This window comes from Paenibacillus sp. FSL R7-277 (assembly GCF_000517965.1).
In the GTDB taxonomy this organism is placed as follows: Bacteria; Bacillota; Bacilli; order Paenibacillales; family Paenibacillaceae; genus Paenibacillus_AQ; species Paenibacillus_AQ silagei.
In genome coordinates, this window is the sequence record NZ_ASPX01000091.1 from 71259 (window position 1) to 92432 (window position 21174).

Consider the following 21174-nt stretch of genomic DNA (forward strand, 5'->3'; position numbering starts at 1 on the left):
ATATAGCATACTAGGCTGAAGATGCGGAAACGGGAAAAGGGCGCAGCCGCGAACGCCGCTATTCCAGGCCCTTCAGCGATTCGATCATGTTGATCCGGGTCACCTTGCGTCTAAGCAGCAGGTTGGCCATAAGGGTAAGCGCGAACGCAACCACCACCGACATCAGGAGGCTGGCAATGCCTAATTGATCCGGGATCTGCTGGTGAGTGCTGGATAACGCTTGAACGACCAGCTCATACACATAGCCGCAGACAAGCAGGGCGAACATGACGGCCACCGTGGTAATGATGATATTTTCCCGGAAAATAAGCCGGTTGATCTGATTTCTGAAATAGCCTAATACCTTGAGCGTCGCCAGCTCGCGGTTTCTCTCATACATATTGATCGACGAGATCGTGTAGATCGCGCCAAAGGACAGGATCACCGCGCAAACAATAAACATAATAAAGACAAAGCTGTTTTGCTGCAAAATATAACGCCCTTCCTTCTCCAGTTCATCCTTGCCAGAGATAGCTTCCACCTTTAGATCGTTCCCGAAATCGCTCTGAATACCGGCTAGAGCTTCCTGTGTGTCAGCTTCCACCAGCAGGGTCGACGGTTTGTACACAACCCCAAAGCTTGCCAAATAGTCTGGCGTGATGTAAAAAGCCGGGCTTGAGTATTGTGTAGAAATGCCTAGCACCTTCATCTCTGCCACCTTGTTACCCAGCTCAGGCGCAGTAAAGGCAATGTTTATGGTATCCCCTTCCGCAATGTTATAGTGGTCGGCATACGATTTGGGCACCAGTACACCATGGTCCTCCAGTTGTAGGGGATGGTCTTTGTCATCATAGAAATGAATGAGCCGGTTATCCCGCGCCGTGACAATCAGCTCCGCTTTTTCGGACTGCTGGTTCTTTTTCAGTTCAATCGGGAAGGCGGACAACGCATAATGGCTTTTGATGCCCGAAGGAAGAGACTGCCCTGCCAAGACCTCCCCCGCTTTATAATCGACACGAAGGTCATAGGTGTACACCTGCCGGAACTGACCGGCTACCTTTTGCAGGGAGGCTTGGGTGCCAAAGGCGGTGATTAACAGCACTGTACTGACCATCACCCCGACTGAGCTTGCCAGAACCTTAACCTTGTTCAGAAAAATATTCCGCAAAATCAGCTTGTACCTGTACGGCAACCGTCCCCAGAGCCCCGGAATTCTTTCGATGAGTATGGGCCGTATGGATCTGGGCGGCTTAGGGCGCATGGCCCGTGATGCACTTTCCTTCAATAGATTTCTTCCGCTGAAATAACATGCAAACATTCCAAACAGGCTGGAGACGAGCATGGGCGGGAAGCTCAATCCTATCGACAGGTCAAATTGTATGCCCGGCAGTGTAAAGGACCTTGCATTCGATACCGCGATAAGGGGCACAAATACAGTCGCAGACAGGATGTACCCCAGAATCGAGCCTGCCACTCCGACCAGCACAGGGTAACCCATATAATGAAGCATAATACTGCTTTTGCTCACACCGAGTGCCTTCATGATGCCGACCTGATTCCGCTGGGAATCGATTATTCGGGACATGGCCAGGAATAAGATAATCGCTTCGATCAGGAAGAGCACCAGAGGAATGACCTTGCTCATTAACCCGTTATTATGGAGCGTAGCCTTCAGTCGCGAATAGCTGAACGAGCGTTCCTTGCTCTCTTGGCCCAGATACTGCAGGCCTTTGGACTTCTCCTCTATAGACTTACCGATTTGATCCACATCGTAGCCTTCCTTGGCATCCACCAACAGTTCATTATAGACAAAAACGCCTGCAACCTCAGGGATAACCGCCTCGTTGACGTAAGCAATACCTTCATGCTTATGATCCTGTGTTTCATTCTTTTTGGCGTGCTCCACATTCTCACCTAAGCCGCTGATCCTGAAGGTCAGCTCTTGGTCTTGAACGCGGATCGTCACTTGATCTCCAACTCCGTAGTCATGCTCTGCGGCATAACGGGAATCCAGTACCATCTCACTTGTCCCGGACGGAAGTCCTCCGTCCAGCATCGCCAGCGTGTTGATTTCATTATTCTCAGGGATCGAGTGAATCCTAAGTGTTGAACGGTAGCCGTCAAAAGCCTCCGTGGCATTGAAGGTATACCGCCCCTCCAGCTTACGGATGCCCTCCACTTGGCTGAGCGGCGCGATACTCTCTGGCGGGAGTTGACTATAATACAGGTTCAGATCGCTTAATGTGTGCTCAGCAAAATAAGCCTTCGTATAATCATTTAAATTATTGCTTAAGGTCGCCAGCCCTGTATAGAAAAAAGCACCTACTGCGACAATTAACACAAAAGAGAAAAACTGCCCGAGCGACTGCCTGATATCCCGGAACAGCTTGAATAGAAGCTTCATCTCACCACTCAATCCCTTCAGCACTTTGTCTGTGTTCATTCATTGTAATACTTTCAATCCGGCCGCTCTTCACCTTAATAATCTTGTCCGCCATCTGGGCAATCGCCGAATTATGCGTGACCAGCACAACGCATTTGTTCGTCTCCCTGTTCAAGTCCTCCAAAAGCTTCAATACGGCCTTGCCCGTCACATAATCAAGTGCCCCGGTGGGTTCATCACAGAGCAGCAGCAGCGGATTCTTAGCAACGGCTCTGGCAATCGCCACCCGCTGCTGTTCGCCCCCGGATAGCTGGGACGGGAAGTTACGGTTCCGGCTGCTTAGCCCCACCTTGTGCAGTACCTCCTTGGCATCCAGATGATCCTTGCACACCTCAGCAGCAAATTCGACATTCTCCAGTGCATTCAGGTTGGGGATGAGGTTGTAGAACTGAAACACAAAGCCAACCTTCTCACCACGGTAGCGGGTTAACTTCTTCTCGCTGTACTTCGTGATCTCCTGGCCACCGACAAGAACTTGGCCTGATGTAGCCGTATCCATACCTCCCAGAATGTTAAGAATGGTGCTTTTACCTGCCCCGCTTGCTCCCAGTACTACGACGAACTCCCCTTCGGATATGGAGAAGTCTACACCGTCAAGTGCCCGGATAGTCACCTCCCCTACTTGATACTCCTTGGCTACATTCTTGAACTCAATCAGCTTATTCACTGCTGCTTCCATCTCCTCTGCTTCTCTGAAAGGTCACACAACCACATGAGTGAGGCTGTTATTTCCGGCTTCAGTATGTTAGTATGTTACTCATGTAGCATACTGTAATACATGAAAGTTCAAGCTGTCAATATTAGCCTCCCAGGTTCACCTGGAGCTATGATCCTGCGGATTGACAATTGTTTGTCCATCCCTTATGGTGGTATGTTATATGAGTAACATACTAAGAGGACGAATGGTGAAGCCATGACCATCACTTTTGACGATAATCTACCGATATTCCAGCAAGTCGCCCATATCATTGAGGATGATATTCTGAACGGCACGTTTCGCGTGGACGAGCAGATTCTTTCGGTTGCCCAGTTTTCCCAGCTGTTTCAGATTAATCCGGCCACTGTGGTTAAGGGGATTGGCTTATTGGTCAACGAAGAGATCCTGTACAAAAAAAGAGGGCTCGGCATGTTTGTCGCGGCTGATGCCAAAGAGAAAATTCAGTTGAAACGAAGAGAGCGTTTTACCAAAGAGCTCTTGTCCGAGCTGCTGAACGAAGCCGACAAGCTTGGGCTGACCACCGGCGATATCATTGACATGATCACTCAACTGAGAAAGGACTGAAATCCGTGAGTATAGCATTAGCTTGCGGCCGTCTGACCAAATCCTTCGGCTCTGCTCCGGCTCTGAGGGCGCTCGATTTACAGCTGGAGGAAGGCGTCATTTACGCATTGCTCGGACGCAACGGGGCCGGAAAAACCACTTTACTAAATACGATTGCGGGTGGAATTGCGGCAGATTCCGGCACGATTGAGGTTGGCGGACAGCGGCTGCGCAGGGGAGAGTTACCGAAGGACCTGTGCTATGTGCGCGATCACTACCGGCACTTCGGGGGAGCGAGAGTCATCGAAGCATTGGAGACCGCAGCAGCCTTTTATCCCAGGTGGGATTGGTCTTATGCCCTTGAGCTCCTTGACATCTTTCTAATCGATAAGAACCAGAAGATCCGGCAGCTCTCCAGCGGTAACCAGTCGCTAATCCAGAATGTAATCGGACTGGCCAGCCGGGCGCAGTTAACCTTATACGACGAGCCTGTGCTAAGCCTTGATGTGTTAATGAGGGAACGGTTCTACAAGGCACTTATGGAGGATTACGCCAATCATCCGCGCACGATTCTGGTGTCCACGCATTTGATCGATGAGATCGCACCGGTCGCAGAGAGGATCATTATTCTTGAGTCAGGCGCCCTCCTTCTTCAGGACGATATGGAGCAATGCCAGCAGTCGGCTTATCTGATCCGGGGAAATTTGGAGGCTGTATCTTCCTATACATCCGGCAAACGGGTGATCTACCGCGAGGATTATGGAAGAGGCACGCTTGCCGCTCTTTACGAGAAGCTGAGTGACAAGGACAAACGGTTGGCCCGTGAGCAGGATATATCTATCGAGGTGCTGAGTCTGCAAAAGCTATTCCTGTATTTGATCGAGGGAGGTCTCTAGATTGAGTGCGTTGACCGTTCATTTAAAAGCAACCTACAGACAGCTCAAACTCTATATCTGGCTGGTTCCGATGATTATTGTGCTTGGCCGGACGACAGAACTTGTGATTACCTTCCTGACAGACACGATGGGTGCCTCCCGTCTATCCGAGAGCAACATGCTTATTCTTCTATTGCCATTGTTCGCCATCGCTCTGCCGCTAAGCTATTACAAACGAATTGTTCATTTGGGCGCCAGCCGGATGCAATATTACAGGGGAATACATACCGTTTTTGCCGTCTGGGCGGCAGCCGTCGCCTTGATGAACTCCCTATGGCTCGCCTTACAGGTCCATGTCTTTCACAATTATGATAACGCTATTGATCTGGTCGCCGCCTTTCATTGGAACGACTTTGGCTTTGCCGGTTCATTTCTGTATCAAACAGCCTTTTACCTGATGGCTATGTCTTTGCTGAGTATGCTGGTCTCGGGATTCTTCACCCCCGCAGGCTGGCTGCTGTCTGTACTGGTTGTTGCGGCCATTCCGGTCGGAACAGCCATCCCGGAGCTCCGGGTTCACGTGGCCTCCTTCTTCCGCACCCTGCTGCTGAACGATTCTCTCTTGCTGGGCACCGGATTCAACCTGCTGCTTTATCTTGTTTTCATAGCTGGCGGGTGGCTGTTTACGCGAAGACGGGTCCATTGATCGTTGAACCGGGGGGCTATCCTGTTGACACCTCCAACATTCCAATGTTAAACTCCACCTATAAAATTTGAGGAGGATGGTAGCCGATGATTCCACGTATATGGTAAGCACGCCCAACAAAAGCTGATTTCTCACCAAGTGTGGGCTTTTTTTGTGCTGCTGCTATTTACGTTAAGGACATCGGTTGCGATCCGCTACGGCTTATTTCACTATGCCCGGCTTCGCACTGTCCCGTCATGTAATTGTTGCAGACCCAAGTCCACTTCCGGATTTGGGTCTGTCTTTATTTAGGGAGGTTGAAACCTTATGAATTCGCAATGGAAAAAGACATTTGCCTTCATCTTCAGCGGACAAATCTTCTCGATATTAACCTCTGCGATGGTTCAGTTCTCCATCATCTGGCATCTGACTGCGACCACGGGGTCGGCAGGCGTGCTGATGCTTGCCGGTCTGGCCGGGTTCCTGCCGCAAGCCGTATTAGGCCCGTTCATCGGCGTCTGGCTCGACCGCTGGAACCGTAAGCTCACCATGATCGCCGCGGACAGCGCCATTGCACTAACCAGTCTGATTCTGGGCGCTTATTATCTATGGGGCGAGCCCAGCTTATGGATTGTGTATGCCATCCTGCTGATCCGTTCGGCAGCCTCGTCCTTCCATGCGCCATCGTTCCAGGCGGCGATTCCGCTGATAGCGCCGGAAGACCAGCTCACCCGGGTAGCAGGCTGGAACCAGCTCATCTTCTCCGCTTCCAGCTTACTCGGGCCTGCGCTTGGAATAGCGGTATACTCGGCTTCTTCACTAGGAACCGTATTGCTTTTAGATGTGGCAGGTGCCTTAATCGCTAATGTCATGCTTCTGTTCGTCCAGATTCTTCAACCGAAGCCGGAGAGCGTGGAGACACCCTCGTTCCGTAAGGAGTTTATGCTCGGCTGGCGGGCTTTCCTGTCGCAGAAGCCCATTGTCACGGTAACGGTTGCCATGGCGGTCTTCAGTGTGGTATTCATGCCGCTGGCGGTGCTGTTCCCCTTGATGACGCTATCCCATTTCGGACGCGGCGGTTACAGTGCCAGCCTGATTGAGGCCGTATTCGGGATTGGGATGATCCTTGGCGGTGCGCTGCTGTCGGTGTTTGCTTCCAGGTGGAAGGACACTACCTACATGAGTGTGAGTCTGGTTGTGATCGGGCTCACCTGTGTCCTCAGCGGGGTAGTCGGGCGCGATGCGTTCCTTGCTTTTACCGTCCTCTCGTTCCTGATGGGTGCCGCTGCCCCCTTGTTCAACGGCCCTTACATGGCGATGATCCAGAAGTCTTATGAGCCTGAGCTCCTGGGGCGTGTGCTCTCCTTCGTGACGAGTATTGGACTTTTGTCCTCCCCGATCGGGCTTGCCCTGGCGGGACCTGTGGCCGACAGGTTCGGCGTTCCGTTCTGGTTCTTCTGGTCGGGGATCGTTGTGGTTCTGATTGGATTATTCATATTTATCAGGTTTGCGGGAAAAGGTACAGACGAGCAACCTGCTAGTAAGTAAATGAAGCTAAATAGACCGTCCTCCCGTAAGTGGGAAGGCGGTCTATTTGCCTTACATCAGCGCTATGCACCCGAACTGCCGCAGGACTTCACCAAGTTTATCTATCTGCAAAGCGCTTCAATCGTCTAGATCTGAGCCATAAGCCGAATCCGATGAACAGAATCGTTGTAAACACGCCGGTGGTCGGGCTAAACCACAGTTCGCCTGCCGGCGTGAATGTAATGATCCCCGCAACCGATACCAGCAGGGTAGGCACGCCATCCTCCACTGCGTGCATGAGTACGCACGGCCACACCGATTGCGTAAGACGATAGATTTCAACGTACATGATGGACCAAGCAACCATGAGCACACAGCCTATGACGACATAGCCCCATCTTGACGTAGTCCCGAAATAAGTATCCGGCAGGAAGACCAGATAATAAGCCGTATGCCACAGCGCCCAGACCAGACCGGATACGAGATAGATCATCCAGTCATTCAGCTTCAGCTCAATCAGCTTCGGAGTCAGATAGCCGCGCCAGGCGAACTCCTCGAAGATGTTCTTAACAAAGCTGCCTGCGAGCGATATCCCAACCAATGACAGAATAGTATGTAGTTCGGCCTCTGAAGTGCTGGCGCTATGGAATAGCAGAGCAAGCCCCACCACAATCACCATGATTACCGGATAGATAGCAATGGCTGCGCCGTACCACTTCCTATTTTCTCTAAAATTGAACCTTACGCCCATATCCTTCCAATCGCGGTTCACCAGCCGCAGGACAAGCATGGCGATCACCGGCAAAATCAGCCACAAGCCCATTCCCGGCGAATTCCCTTCCGGCTGATCCGGCAGCTTCGTATCCACCCATACCCCAATCCAGCCGCACGCCAGCACAATAACGATGAACACTAGAAGACTGAGCTTTGTTCTGCCTGCTGTCATATGATCATCCCCTCCGGGTTCAAGATTTCTCCGAGCTACGCTTCGCCGTGCTGATGACATCCTCTGCCGCGCTGTTCAATAGCTGAATCATCTGCTCCTCCGTATAATGGTCCGGCAGCAATTCGTTCGCAACCATTACACTCATCCCGACCTGGAACATCTTCATCTTGAGCAAAATCATCCCCAGTTCATCATCGGTTAATCCATTCAGATCCGGGTCCGTTCGCATCATCTGAATGAACCCTTGCGTCTCTGCCTCATTGTACTTCGCCTGATCATTCTTCTTCATCACCAGATCCCGGAACAGCACCGGATACTCTCTGGCAAAACGGATGCTGGCCGCCCCGATATCATGGAACGGATGCCCGGAGTTCTGCTCCAGCAGAATCTGTCTGCTCACCGTAAGCGTTCTCTGGTATACCTCCTCCACCAGCTCGCCAGCCTCTTTGAAATTGACATAGATGGGGGCGATAGAGCCTCCCAGCTTCTCGGCCACCTTACGGATGGTCACGGCATCCACTCCTTCGGTCCTCGCAATCTCGAACGCCGCATCGATGATTTGTTCTTTGGTGAACTTTTTTTTGGGTGCCACGGGCTTCCTCCTGAAATAGAGCATTAATTACATAACAAATGATATATATCAGATGATATATATAAACCGTCCCAGATGTCAACCTAATCTTAACGGCTTGATTCTCCTTTTTAGCAATTGTTGTGTTCTGAGCACTTGTTCATATAGAATCAAATTATCAGCTTCTCTCCAGAGAATAATGGAACAAATCAGCGTAACTCACGTAAATTCCGATAAGTTAATTCAAGTGATCCCGGCGCAATTTCATCATCACATCATGAAGGAGGCGGCAGCCCGTGGCATTTATCCCGTTAAATTGTCCCAATTGCAGCGGAAGAATTGAATATAAGGAAGGCACCATCCTCAAGTGCCCTTATTGCCAGACTGAGCTTCTGCTCAAGCAAAATAATGTCTACTATGTGGATCAGACCATTAATCATTATCACGGGGCACCCCCTCCCAAGGCCGCGCCGAAGCCACCCGTCTCCGTCTCTATCCCCATTAGGCTGGTGTTGGTTCTGCTGCTGGTGCTGGGCGGGGCCATCGGTACTTATTTCTATTACGGCCTCAGCTCTCCGCAGCAGGCAACCAAGGCTAATCTGTCTGTACGGAATATGCCCGAAAGCGAGGTCCTGCTCACCTTCCTGCGGGAGACCCTGGGTAAGGGCTCTGCCATGCCGACAGAGGAGGAATTGGCCTCACTGCGTTATTTAACTGTGGAGCGTTCGAAGAATGACCAGTGGCAGTTCACTTACAGCTTCTCCGATCCGTTCAGCGATGCGCAGGCCGAGAAGCTTACTTATGTGACCCAGGACAAGCGGCTGAATACCCAGCGGATTGATCAACGTGATTTCGAAGCCTTCAAGGGACTGACAGCACTGAACCTGACGAATACCTACGAGATCAACCAGGCGGACCAGACAACGCTTGCCCATATGCCCGGATTAAAAAGCTATGGCGGCGCCTTCAACGAATCCTTCAGCGCCTTCTCCGGCTACTTCGGCGATAAATCTAAAATTACGGAGCTGTCCACTCAGCTGCGCAGTAATCAGGAAGTGGCCCTGCTGCTGGAATTTCCCAATCTAAGCTCACTATCCATTACCTATGTGGATGAGTCTATAACGGATTTGCATCTGCTTAATAAGCTGCCGCTGAAGTCCCTGTCCCTTACCTTCGTCAATGAGCTGGGGTGGTTGTCGTCTATGACCGGGCTGTCCTCCCTGGCGATTCATTACAGTGAGGCAACAGACCTGCAACCGCTCTATGCGTTAACCGGCCTTAAGGAGCTTCAGCTGTCTTATCTAACCAATGTGAAGTCGATAGACTTCGTGCAGAACATGCCTGCGCTGCAAACGCTGGATATCGAAAACCTGAATTTCTCCAGCTTGGAGTCTCTGGCCGGCAAGACCTCCATTACGTCACTCCGCCTGGCTTCCTTAAGCAAGCTCAGCTCGGTCAAGGCCGTGAACAGCCTGTCCTCGCTGCGGAAATTCACCTTGTCCGGTTATTACGAGCAACCAGACAGCCTTACTTTGCCGGGCGTCAAACGGGTGGAAATCCCAGCTTCCTTCCTCTCCGGGCTGAAGGCCCCTGCGGTAACGGACCTGACACTCCGGGGCGGAAGCGGGGAGCTTAATATGGCTGAGCTGAAGAAATTCCCTGAGCTTGCGGAGCTGTCCCTCTGGGGGGTTGATGAAATGGCCAGTCTCGCCGCCCTCGACAAATTGCCACGTCTACAGAAGCTAAGTATCTTCGACTCGTCGCTGTATATGGAGAGCGATGCCTTATTCCGTCTGAAGCAGGTGAACACGCTGGTGTGCTCGGAATGCCGCCTGAATTTCAAGCAGACAGCAGCAACGAATAGTGTGCTTGAGCATCTGACCTTGGACCGGCCATACTTCTCCATGAACAACAACTCCGTTAGTGAGGTTGACCAGGTGATGCCTTACTTCGCGGGCCTGACTGCCCTGCGTTCCTTCACCCTGCAGGACAACAACCTGGCTTCTCTTGCGTTCATGAGCAAGTGGCAGGCCATCGAGGAGCTTCATCTGGAGAACAATGCGATTTCCAATATAGAGCTTCTGAGCAAGCTGCCCAAGCTGCAACAAGTATTCCTGACTGGCAATTCCGTGGCGAACAAGTCCGTGCTTGATGCAGGCGTGCTGGTGTATTAATTCCCCTATTATGATATGAGAGAATAGACTGCCCTCCTTACAGAGGCTAGCGGTCTATTTTGTCGGCAGCACACTTATAGGTAATGCTTATTAACTGTATAGCAACTATATATTTCATTTATAAGCTATGCAGTACTATACTGAATTTCATAAGGAGGGGAAGTACATGAATGAGCCGGCTTCCAATAACCAATGGCAGGCAGACACGTATGATCACAAACTGGATTTCGTCTCCAAGCTGGGCGGCGATGTCCTCTCGCTGCTCCAGCCTCAGCCCGGTGAATGCGTGCTGGATATCGGCTGCGGGACGGCCGACCTGACGGCTAAGATTGCATCCGCCGGAGCGGAGACTGTTGGCATTGATCTGTCGCCCGAGATGATTGCACGCGGCCGTGCCAAGTACCCGCATCTGAATCTGAGCACCCAGAATGCTTACACATACCGAACCTCCGGGACCTTCGATGCGGTGTTCTCCAACGCTGCACTGCACTGGATGAAGGACGCACACGCAGTTGCCGTGACGGTAGCAAGCGCACTGCGGACCGGCGGACGGTTCGTCGCCGAATTCGGCGGCTACCGCAACGTTGCCGCGCTGGTGAATGCGACCGAGGCCGCACTGTCCGCGCATGGCTATGATCCGCAGGGACGCAATCCATGGTATTTCCCCACCATCGGAGAATATACGGCAGTGCTGGAGGCGCATGGCTTCCTCGTCACGCTGGCCCAGCATTTCGAACGACCGACTCCCTTGCAGGGCGAGAGCGGAATCCGGGATTGGCTCGACATGATGGCCGATGACTTCTTCTACGATGTTAATGCAGAAGACAAGACTGCGATCTATCGCGAAGTGGAAGAGCAGCTACGTCCGGAGCATTACCGGCAGGGCCAATGGATCGCCGACTACCGGCGGCTGCGGGTCTGTGCGGTGAAGATGGCGGACTAAGAATAGATTGGCGGGAAGCCCAGGTGAATCAAGACCTTGGGTTTCTTTGTATTTTCAAGGCAGGGAAAACGGGAGGATTGGGAATATCTGTTTCTTATAATGCAGCTTCTGGGTAATACATAGGGTTGCATCTGTCTACATATCAATTGATTACAGAATAGGAGAACAAACATGGAGAACCAAAACCAGGATACGTACCGTTTTCAGGTGAACTTAAGCGGTATGATCAACATTTTGTCTAACCATTTGTATAGCAGCCCGAAGGTATTCTTAAGAGAGCTGCTCCAGAATGGCATAGACGCGATTACTGCACGGCAGGCCTATTCCCCCGCTGGATATGAAGGCAAGATTCATGTCGAAGTAAGCGGGACCTCTACCGGGGCGACCTTACTGGTAGAAGATAACGGAATCGGGTTAGACGAGGCCGAGATTCATGAGTTCCTGGCGATGATCGGACAATCCTCCAAACGGGGCGAAGACTTTCTCTCCACCAATACCTCTTTTATCGGGCGGTTCGGCATCGGGCTCTTGTCCTGCTTCATGGTGAGTGACGATATCGTTATGGTTACCCAATCCGCCAAGGGCGGCCCTGCACTGGAATGGCGCGGGAAGCCGGACGGCACCTATACGATCCGCAAGCTCGAAGGGGAGCACGCTCCGGGCACCAAGGTTTTTTTGCGTTGTAAAGAAGGGTCCGAAGCTTACTTCGAGGAGAGCAATCTGCAGGAAGGGCTGTTCCATTACGGCGCTCTGCTGCCTTATCCGATCCAGCTGGTGTCGGACCGTAACACCCGCCTGATTAATCCGCTGACCCCGCCGTGGGTCAAAGATCCGCAGCTGGCCCGGAAGCATCGTGACGAGGTGCTGTCCTTCGGTAAGCAGGTGCTGGGAGAGACGTTCCGCGATTTCATCCCCCTGCACACCGCCTCGGGCCGGACGGGAGGCATCGCCTTCATTCTGCCGCACGCGGTTAATCTGAACGCCAAACGCAATCACCGGGTGTACCTGAAGCACATGCTGGTCTCCGAAGCTGCCAGCAATATCCTGCCGGACTGGGCATTCTTCGTGAAATGCCTGATCTGGACCAATGAGCTGCAGCCGACCGCTTCCCGGGAGCATTTCTACGAGAATGCCCAGCTGGAGCAGGTGCGGGAAGAGCTCGGGAACTCCATTCGTCAGGAATTGATGCGGATGGCCGAGTACGACCCGGACCGCCTGCAATCGATCATTTCACTACATGCCTTATCCATGAAGGCTCTCGCAGTGGAAGATTCATCGTTCTATTCTATCATTCACGAGTGGTTGCCGTTTGAGAGCACGTATGGCAGAAAGACGCTTGGCGAGCTGAAGCAGCAGCCTCCCCTGTACTTCACGGCCACGCTGGACGAATACCGCCAGATTACCCACGTGGCTTCGGCCCAATCCATGCTGGTGGTGAACGGCGGGTATATCTATGATGCCGAGCTGCTAGCCCGGCTGCCGCTCATTGACCCGGATGTGCAGACGGAACGGCTGCTGCCGGAGGAGGTGTCGTTATCCTTCACCGATATCACCCCTCAAGAGCGGCTGGACTACTATGAGTCCGTAAGACTCGCAGACAGTGTACTTCAGAAGTTCCGCTGCCAGGTGCAGCTGCGCCGCTTCAAGCCAGAGGAGATTCCTGTCCTCTACACGCTGTCTGAGGAGTCCGCACAGTGGCGTGTAATGGAAGCAACTAAAGAAGTGAGCACCGATGCCCTAGCCTCCGTGCTGGGCAGCTTGGGCGCTTCGCTTAAGGAGACGGCATACGCCACACTCTACTTCAACCTGAATAATCCTGTCATCGGGCGGGCATTTCACCAGGCGAACCAGAAGATGCTGCCCTCCATTGTCGAGATGCTGTACTGCAATGCGCTGATGATGGGACATTATCCGATGAACCGCCAGGAGATCGCGCTGCTGAACCAGGGCATTATTCAATTCATTGATTGGGGATTGACGGCTAATCAAGCCACAGGAGGAGACGAATAGATGAATCTTACCGAGATGGATTTTGACGATCTGATGGAGGAAGCCTATGGCCTGCCCGGAGGCAAGGCTAAGCTGGAGCTACTGGAGCAGGCGGTACGGGTAGCAGATGCCGCAGGAGATATCGATCAAGGCTATGAGGCCCGCAGCGAAATCGTAGAGCTGGGCAGCTTCCACGGGTATCCGATGAAGGCGCTGGTCGCCTTCTCATGGCAGCTGGGACAGTATGACAAGAACCCGGGCCGGTTCGATGATTACAGTCTGATGTGGTCGTACAAGTGGGTGCTGGACCGCATCACCGCTTTTGCAGATATTAGCCGCACTCAGATTGAGAACCTGCTGGAGGATATGAAGACCCGCTATGCAGCGGAAGGCTACAGCAGCCGGACCTATCACTATTACCGGGCGAATATCCTCGAAGATTTCGGGGAGCTGGAAGCTTCAGAGGCCGAATGGGCGATTGTCCAGACCATGGACCGGGACGAGATGAGCGATTGTGAGGCTTGTGAGCAGCATGGCCTGGTCGAGTTCCTGGCGAAGCAGGGAGACGACGAAGCAACCGTGAAGGCGGCTGAACCGATTCTCAAGGGCCGAATGACCTGCGGTGAGGTCCCGCATGTGACCATTACGAAGGTACTGTTCCCACTCCTGCGGCTGGGCCGCCAGAAGGAAGCTGATAAGCTTCAGAAGAAAGGCTATAAGCTGGTAAAAGGAAACCGCGACTTCCTGTATCACCAGGCAGAGCATATTGGTTACCTGGCCCTGACCGATCCGGTCAAGGCGCTGGAGGTCTTTGAAGAGTATATCGCCTCCTCGCTCGATCATGAGAACCCGGCCGATCAGATGATCTTCAACGCCTATTCCGCCAAAATGTTCCGCCGTCTGGCGGAAGAATCCATCCGCTTCCAGGTTAAGCTTCCGGCCGGCCACCCGTGTGAGCGTCAGTCCGAAGACGTCGCTGCGCTTGCGAAGTACTTCAAGCAATTGGCTCTCGCCACAGCGGAGAAGCTGGATAAGCGGAACGGTAACGGCTACTATACTGAGCTGCTGGAGAAGTTGTAGGTTGTGTTCCGGCTGCGGTTTGTAAGAACAAACGCAAATAAGAGCAGCTCCCGTATTGGGGGCTGCTCTTTGTGTATTTTAAATACGCATTTACGTCAAAACTTCTCCAAATTTAGGTAATGCCGAGGCATTTGATATGTTATACTGATTGAGCAATAGAATAGGCTTAAAAGGGTCGGTCGGCTACCTCTCTCAGAAGGGAGGGATGCCTTGTGACAGTGTTTGAAGCAATCATGCTGATGCTAACCTTTGGTTTGCTTATCGTAGCGCTGCTGTCCAATACACACAAATAGACCGCCCTCGACAAAGGCTTGCGGTCTATTTGTCGTATCCTGTTGTTGATGCCTACCGCCCTTAAAAGCGGCTATTGCTCTAGAGAGTCGTGTTAGCGCACGGCTCTCTTAGCATTGTACGCCCGTTCTGCTTATACTATACCACAGGTGTTAACGCATGTTAACAGTGGTTAACAGATTTGTGAGCACCAGTTCGAAGACGTAGTTGCGCTTGCGAAGTACTTCCAGCAGTTGGCTCACGCCACAGTGCATTTCCCGAGGCTCTTGGCATGACCTTCTAATCCCTCATGCTTTCAATTCGTCTTAGGCTCTCCGTGTCACGGGCTGGAGATGCACCGAAGAAGCGTGAATACTCCCGGTTGAACTGTGAGGGACTTTGATAGCCAACATGATATGCAGCACTTGCTACCGGATAGCCCTCGAAGGCAATGAGGTTTCTGGCCTCCAGGAGCCTTAATTGCTTTTGAAATTGAATAGGACTTAACCCCGTGGCCCTTTTAAACTGACGGTGAAAAGTATTTATAGCCATACCCGATTTCGATGCCAGCTCACCAATGTCTATGGGCCTCATAAAATTACTCCGAAACCATTTTACAATTTGGGATATCCGGGATAAATCACTTTCCCGCTGACCAAATTGCCTCAGATACCCTCCCTGTGGTCCCATCAGTACGCGATACAGGATTTCGCGCTCATAAGCTGGTGCAAGAGCCGGAATATCTCTTGGCGCTTTCGATAATCGCAATAAACGCAGCCAGGCCTCCATCAATTCAATATCCATGTCGCAAGCTGCGAATTGCCCGGAAGCAGCCGGTAATAGATTCTCCTGGAGATCTCTTAGCAGACTCTGAAGAATATTCTGATTCAACTTGAGACCAAGGGACATGTAAGGCTGGCCACAGCGGTCCGGATGTACAACCGCCGTTGCAGGAACATGCACTGGTAGTACGTAATAAGATGGTCCTGCCAGTTCCGTGCTGCGCCCCCCGATCGATAGAATCTTTCTTCCTTGAACCGTGAAACCAATCATCGGCTCGTAAAGCGCTGCAAGTTGATGATGAGGGATCGCTCCCTTAATCATACTTAGCCCCGGTACTCCGGTTTCAATCTGCCTGGTGCCCGCATCCTTCATCAGATCCATTATTTCTTCAAGGACATTTTTCATGCACATAGTTTATCACACGAATGGTGCTTTTAGGCAATCAATAGGCATTTTCAGGTCTATTTTGGTGACGCAGCTGCGGCTACAATTAGAACCAAGCCGAACACAAACCAAGGAGGATCTTATGACAATTGCGATAATAACGGGTGGAAGTAATGGCATTGGAAAAGCGGCAGCGCTGGAGCTTGGCAAGCGCGGAATTAGCGTCATTCTCACATACAATTCCTATAAGGACCGGGCAGAAGATGTCGTAAAGGAAATCGAGAAAAATGCAGGTGTCCGGGCAGTCGCATTAAAGCTGGATCTGACTCACATATCAACCTTTGCGGGCTTTATTCAAGAAGTGAAACAGAGTCTCCAAGACATTTGGAACCGGACAACTTTTGATTACTTGGTGAATAATGGCGGCATCGGCGGACCCATGCTGTTCACTGAGATGAGTGAAGAATATTTCGACAAGATTCTGAATACGAACTTCAAAGGACCGGTTTTTCTAACACAACAGCTTGCCGGATTCATGGAGGACGCCGGAGCTATTGTCAATACCACGAGTTCATCCAAAAATCAATCCTTTCCGGGCTACTCCGTCTATGGCTCGTTAAAAGCAGCATTCTCAACCTGGACCCGCTACATTGCCAAAGAGCTTGCACCTCGCCAAATCCGGGTCAACGCCGTGTCGCCTGGTCCTACGCACAGCAATTTCGGCGATGGAGTATTTGATAAACATCCCGAATTCATTAAGCCGCTGGCTGAGCAATCTGTATTTGGCAGAATTGGCCACCCCGAAGATATTGCAAAGGTTATTGTGAGCTTGCTGTCGGATGAGTTCGGGTGGGTTACAGCCCAGGACATTGAAGTGTCTGGCGGACATTTGCTTTAATTAAGAAAAGCTTACTGTCCCCTAAACGCCAATAGACCGTCCTCCTGGCAAAAGGAGTGCGGTCTATTGGGCATATCCTGTTTTTATGCAAATCTCTTACTTATTATACAGTCTGTAAAGGAATACCGCAGCTTCAGCTTTGGTGGTGTTGCCAGCCGGATTGACCTTGTTGCCGCTGCCTTCGATGAGCCCTTCCTTCACCATGGCGGCTACGCTGTTCACCGCATAGGAGGCCACTTTGGACTTGTCGGAGAATCTCTCCAGATCCGCAGCCGTCCCCTGGCTATTCAGCTTCTTCTCGAGCTTCAGGGCTCTCTCGGTCAACACCATCATGTCTTGTCTGGTGATCTTAAGCGCGCTGCCGAAGCTGCCGTTGTCCAGGCCATTCGTAATCCCAAGCGCTTTGGCCATTCCAATCTCATTATAGTAGTAAGCATTCTCCTGTACATCGCTGAAGTTTCCATTTACCTTCGCAGTCAAGCCAAGTGCCCTGACGAGGGAGTACAGGAAATCTGCTCTGGTGATCTCGGTTGACGGATGGAATTCACCGCCCTCAGTCTTGAGAATATCCTTGGATGCAAGGACTTCGACCGCGTTCTTCGCCCATGCTGCCTTTCGGAGATCTGTGAATGTCTTGGATACATAAGCTACTGCGAAATCGCCGAGATGAGTAGTTGTAAAGGTTACCATACCGGTCTTGGAATCATAACGTCCGCTCGGTACGGTTAGAACATTTCCATTTCCGTCAATATACCGGATAACAATCCGTTCAGGATTCTTCAATTCATCCGCAGACGGCTGGTAAGGTACGGATACGGTAACAGGTGCACCAGGATTGCTCCAGGCCGTTTCTTTTCCGTCCGTCTTAAGGCTAAGCTGAATGATCGGTCTATCGCCTAGAGCCGCCTTTACTTCCGCCGGAAGCCCCGACTTGTCACCTTTTCCAATCTCCAGCGATACTTCCTTGCCGCTGCTTTCAGGTGTGCCTGTCAACATATTACCGGAAATAACGACCTGACCGAATTCGGTCGAAATGGTCAGTTTGTTATCCTTGGTTCCGCCGGTCAGTGCTGCAGCAGGCAAGCCTACCGAGTATGATTTCACTCCTTGCACGGCAGGGATGTCCAGCGTCACATTTTTCTCGATGAGTTCCTTTGCTTTTGCCAGATCTGCTACCTTAACCATTGCGGTTCCATTGTTCACTGTTGCCTGCATGGTTACTTTCTGTCCTTCTACAACAGGTGCTGCTGGTGCAGGTGTCGCAGATGCAACAGGTGCAGACGTTGAATAGGTTCCACCAGGTGCAGGCGTTGCTGGTGCTGGTGTTGCTGGTTCAGGTGTTGCAGATGGTGTTCCTGGTTCCGGAGTGGACGGAGTCTCCGTCTTGCTGTTGGTTACTTTCAGGGTATACGTCTTGACCCTGCCGTCTGCCCCTGTGACCTCAATCTTTATATCTGTTTGGGTGCCAGGTGTCAGCGCTATAGCTTCGGAAGCTGTACCGCTGGCAACCACCTTATCGTTCACTTTAAGGGTTGACCTGCTGTCTGCCGCTGCTGCTGTCACAGTAATGCTGCCGGCATCCTTCAGGGACACCTCGTATTCTGTGGTTGCTGCGTTGAATACAGGCTCGAGTGTTCCCGCACTTAGTGTCAGGCTGCTGAGGTCGGCGTTCACGCTATTAGGCGTATAGACTCCAAGGTCGCCAAGGTCGATTTTATTATTCTGAATAGTCTGATATTCGCCTGCAAAGTAATCATCCAGATACGAATGTCCCAGAATGAATCTGTCCGGTTTCATGGCGCCATAGTACCCGGCATTCGCATTACTTTGGCCGTCAAACAGGACATAGCTTCCCTGCCATCCGGAACCGGTTACGCCCCAGCTGATGATGTGATCGATATAAGGGGCAAACTTGTTGAACATTTTGTACAGCAGCGCGTACTGATAACCAAGGGCGTCCGACTGTCTGACATTAAGCGCTGCTGGAGCGGTTGCGCCTCCTCCAGGAGCATCGGTAGGAACCTTAAGGTCAAGCTCTGAATAGGTAATACCCGACAACAGACCACGGTCAACGAGTGAGGCATAAAGGGCCATCGCATATTGGTTGTCGCTGGCAAGGGTCTTACCCACCGCGTCATGTCCCTGGATTCCGATGTCTTCGATCAGGGGTCTTCCGTCATACAGCGGATCGGAGCGCCATGCGGTATTTAATTCAAGAACCATGTTATATACGGTTCTAGCTTTACTGCGGGTGGCAACCCCGTAATCGTTGTAGGTCAGCTTCGGAGGATTGTCTACGATGTAACTGTCAATGCTGCCTTTAGTATCGTGTCCATCCAGCTTCATGTACTCTGGAAGGTTAGCGTAGTTGGCTTTGTAAGCTTCCGCCATCTTGGCGTTGGGGGCCGCGATGTGCGCGTTTTTGAACAGCAGGTATACGTAATGATCGGTGATGTCGCCGCCAATCTCATCATCTGACATGGCAACAAGCCAGTTGGTATGCTTCAGGCTCGTTCTCCAGCTGTTCGGATCCTCAAGGATAAGCTCGCTGTGGCGGCTCTCGTGTACCTCTTCGTTGAGTACATCCCAGGAATTGAAGGGAATGATACCACGGGCTTCGCTGGAGCCGTACTTCGTATCTGTGGTCAGGAAGTGCCGCATCACATACATCGTATGGTTGAACTGCACTCTTCTCGCCATTTCTTTGTCTACCTTAACCGTGGTTGTGACACCATTGCCAAGTCCGTAGAAATTGGCAGAGCCGTTATAACCGGAAGGAAGGTTCGCAGGAATCATCTGTGCCATCCAACCAGGAGCCTGGTTATACCATGCCAGAACATGGCCGTGCGACTTGTACTGCCCGGGAGTTCCAGAATCTCTGATCGCCTGATAAGAGTTGGTAGGGAAGCTATACTCCGCTAAGCCAGGGGCAGTGGTTGCGCCGTTCATGGCCTCGCCGTTCACATTCTTCAGCCATTCCGGACCACGGGGATGCGTGCCATCGGCCTTCAGATTGTTGCCGTCAACGAAGATCTCATAGTGATTGGCTCTCGTTCCGTTTACAGGTCCGGTGCCGATCGCGCCGACCATGAACAGGCCATTCTCCTTATTGTACAGACTCTTTAGAGGCGCTACGGCACTCTGGTGTTCCTTATTGACTACGCTCGGAAGCGCAACACCCTTCGGATCAGGTGCGGTAATCTCAATGTTAGAGACTAGCAGCATACCGGTTTCTTCAGGACGGGCATTCTCCCCATGAAGCTCAAGAATGAAGTTCGAGGAATTGCCCGTTGAGGCGGTAATACTGTGATGCGCCTTCAGCCAGGATTCGCCGTTGTAGCTGCCCACCCAGTCAGGATTCAAGTTGTTGTACTGGTATTCCCTGAGGTAGCTGTCGAGGTTATCGCTGGCATTTCTGACTCTCCATCTCATGAATTTGCCTTGCGCGCTCTTCGGATAGTAGACATCGAATTCAATCGTTGAACCCGCTGTGACATTGACGGCCGGGGACAACGGGGATTCCAGACTGATGCCGCCGAAGGTGCTTTTGCCGTTATGGGCGTAATTAATCTGGAGCACTTCCGCTTTCCCTTGGGCATCTGCAAAAGGATATGCGATCGTCTTGAATGTCCCGCCGGCAAAGTCGGCCGGGACACGGTTATCCAGCGGAGTTCTTGCCTTCCAGGCATTCGTAGGCGCGGTAACTTTTACAGGAACCTTACCCGGACCCGGATCAAGCCGGAAATAGGGATCGGAGCCGTCTGATTTGATATTTGCAGTGAAATTCATTATGGCTTCTTTCAGCGTTGCAATGGCTTCGTCGGCCGGCGTGTTCGCATTACGCGCAAGCTCAAGCGCATCATTAAGAGCTTGGAGTTCGTCTACATGCACCCAGGGCAAAGCCCGGTTCACATCAGAACCGTAGACGGAACCATAGACAGACTGGCTGACCTGGAGCGGGAACTCCGTATTTCCAGTTTTAAGAGCTTCGGCTTGCGCAATGAGGTCGCTCAGTTCAACGGACGGTTCCTCTCCAGCCGCAGCAGCCGGGACGGGAGTATACGTGAAGATGGAGAACAACATGATGATAACGAGAAGGCGGGAGATGCTGACTACATATTTTCTACTGTTCATCTAAGTTTGACTCCTTTTCTTATGGAGATTCTTACCCTTGGTTACGCCAAGTCTGGCTTGACAGTCAATCCTGCACCTCCCTCTGAACCTAATAGCAGACAATGTTTGTAAACGCATTCACGAAAGCGGATGATTAGGCTGTAACAGCTTTCATATTAGCAACTGGAAGGGAAAGTCTAAATACGGGAAATGCACGAATGATTTTAATATATTACGAAAATAGACACACTTC

At 51.7% G+C, this 21174-nt stretch carries 16 protein-coding genes; 10 read left to right on the top strand and 6 right to left on the bottom strand.

Annotated elements, in window-relative coordinates; all coding sequences use genetic code 11:
* Nucleotides 1-58 precede the first annotated feature (58 nt).
* Both C173_RS26670 and C173_RS26675 read right to left on the bottom strand, forming a co-directional pair.
* On the bottom strand, nucleotides 59-2383 hold the full coding sequence (locus C173_RS26670) for an ABC transporter permease (protein ID WP_036730846.1): 2325 nt from the start codon (nucleotides 2381-2383) through the stop codon (nucleotides 59-61).
* A gap of 1 nt (nucleotide 2384) precedes the next feature.
* A complete protein-coding gene (locus C173_RS26675; protein WP_036730990.1) occupies nucleotides 2385-3089 on the bottom strand; it encodes an ABC transporter ATP-binding protein in 705 nt (234 codons plus the stop codon).
* A gap of 246 nt (nucleotides 3090-3335) precedes the next feature.
* On the opposite strand from C173_RS26675, the gene C173_RS26680 reads away from it, so the two are divergent.
* The 4 genes from C173_RS26680 to C173_RS26695 all read left to right on the top strand — a co-directional run bounded on the left by C173_RS26680 (nucleotide 3336) and on the right by C173_RS26695 (nucleotide 6791).
* Nucleotides 3336-3704, top strand: a complete 369-nt coding sequence (locus tag C173_RS26680) for a GntR family transcriptional regulator (RefSeq protein WP_036730848.1) — start codon at nucleotides 3336-3338, stop codon at nucleotides 3702-3704.
* 5 nt (nucleotides 3705-3709) lie between these two features.
* The gene (locus C173_RS26685; protein WP_036730850.1) at nucleotides 3710-4579 is read left to right on the top strand and encodes an ATP-binding cassette domain-containing protein; all 870 of its coding nucleotides are present in this window, start codon (nucleotides 3710-3712) and stop codon (nucleotides 4577-4579) included.
* A gap of 1 nt (nucleotide 4580) precedes the next feature.
* Nucleotides 4581-5264, top strand: coding sequence for a hypothetical protein (locus tag C173_RS26690; protein ID WP_036730852.1), 684 nt, complete (start codon nucleotides 4581-4583; stop codon nucleotides 5262-5264).
* A gap of 306 nt (nucleotides 5265-5570) precedes the next feature.
* A complete protein-coding gene (locus C173_RS26695; RefSeq protein ID WP_051478458.1) occupies nucleotides 5571-6791 on the top strand; it encodes an MFS transporter in 1221 nt (406 codons plus the stop codon).
* Nucleotides 6792-6888: 97 nt separating this feature from the next.
* On the opposite strand, the gene C173_RS26700 is transcribed toward C173_RS26695, so the two are convergent.
* Both C173_RS26700 and C173_RS26705 read right to left on the bottom strand, forming a co-directional pair.
* A complete protein-coding gene (locus tag C173_RS26700) occupies nucleotides 6889-7716 on the bottom strand; it encodes a CPBP family glutamic-type intramembrane protease (RefSeq protein WP_036730854.1) in 828 nt (275 codons plus the stop codon).
* Between the two features lie 19 nt (nucleotides 7717-7735).
* Complete coding sequence (locus C173_RS26705; protein WP_036730856.1) at nucleotides 7736-8308, bottom strand: TetR/AcrR family transcriptional regulator; 573 nt, start codon at nucleotides 8306-8308, stop codon at nucleotides 7736-7738.
* Nucleotides 8309-8583: 275 nt separating this feature from the next.
* Here C173_RS26705 and C173_RS26710 point away from each other — a divergent pair, with 275 nt between their 5' ends.
* The 5 genes from C173_RS26710 to C173_RS35710 all read left to right on the top strand — a co-directional run bounded on the left by C173_RS26710 (nucleotide 8584) and on the right by C173_RS35710 (nucleotide 14766).
* Complete coding sequence (locus C173_RS26710; RefSeq protein WP_036730858.1) at nucleotides 8584-10461, top strand: leucine-rich repeat domain-containing protein; 1878 nt, start codon at nucleotides 8584-8586, stop codon at nucleotides 10459-10461.
* A 166-nt stretch (nucleotides 10462-10627) separates the two neighbouring features.
* On the top strand, nucleotides 10628-11404 hold the full coding sequence (locus tag C173_RS26715) for a class I SAM-dependent methyltransferase (protein ID WP_036730860.1): 777 nt from the start codon (nucleotides 10628-10630) through the stop codon (nucleotides 11402-11404).
* A gap of 171 nt (nucleotides 11405-11575) precedes the next feature.
* Complete coding sequence (locus tag C173_RS26720; RefSeq protein ID WP_036730862.1) at nucleotides 11576-13414, top strand: HSP90 family protein; 1839 nt, start codon at nucleotides 11576-11578, stop codon at nucleotides 13412-13414.
* Entirely contained in the window at nucleotides 13415-14473 is a 1059-nt protein-coding gene (locus tag C173_RS26725) for a hypothetical protein (protein WP_036730864.1), read from the top strand.
* Nucleotides 14474-14691: 218 nt separating this feature from the next.
* Nucleotides 14692-14766: a putative holin-like toxin gene (locus tag C173_RS35710; protein ID WP_442792678.1), complete on the top strand. Its 75-nt coding sequence runs from the start codon at nucleotides 14692-14694 to the stop codon at nucleotides 14764-14766.
* A gap of 277 nt (nucleotides 14767-15043) precedes the next feature.
* Here C173_RS35710 and C173_RS26730 read toward each other — a convergent pair whose 3' ends face one another.
* The gene (locus C173_RS26730) at nucleotides 15044-15931 is read right to left on the bottom strand and encodes an AraC family transcriptional regulator (protein ID WP_036730866.1); all 888 of its coding nucleotides are present in this window, start codon (nucleotides 15929-15931) and stop codon (nucleotides 15044-15046) included.
* Nucleotides 15932-16052: 121 nt separating this feature from the next.
* Here C173_RS26730 and C173_RS26735 point away from each other — a divergent pair, with 121 nt between their 5' ends.
* Complete coding sequence (locus C173_RS26735; RefSeq protein WP_036730868.1) at nucleotides 16053-16808, top strand: SDR family NAD(P)-dependent oxidoreductase; 756 nt, start codon at nucleotides 16053-16055, stop codon at nucleotides 16806-16808.
* Between the two features lie 96 nt (nucleotides 16809-16904).
* On the opposite strand, the gene C173_RS35420 is transcribed toward C173_RS26735, so the two are convergent.
* Complete coding sequence (locus C173_RS35420) at nucleotides 16905-20942, bottom strand: S-layer homology domain-containing protein (RefSeq protein ID WP_051478461.1); 4038 nt, start codon at nucleotides 20940-20942, stop codon at nucleotides 16905-16907.
* Nucleotides 20943-21174 lie beyond the last annotated feature (232 nt).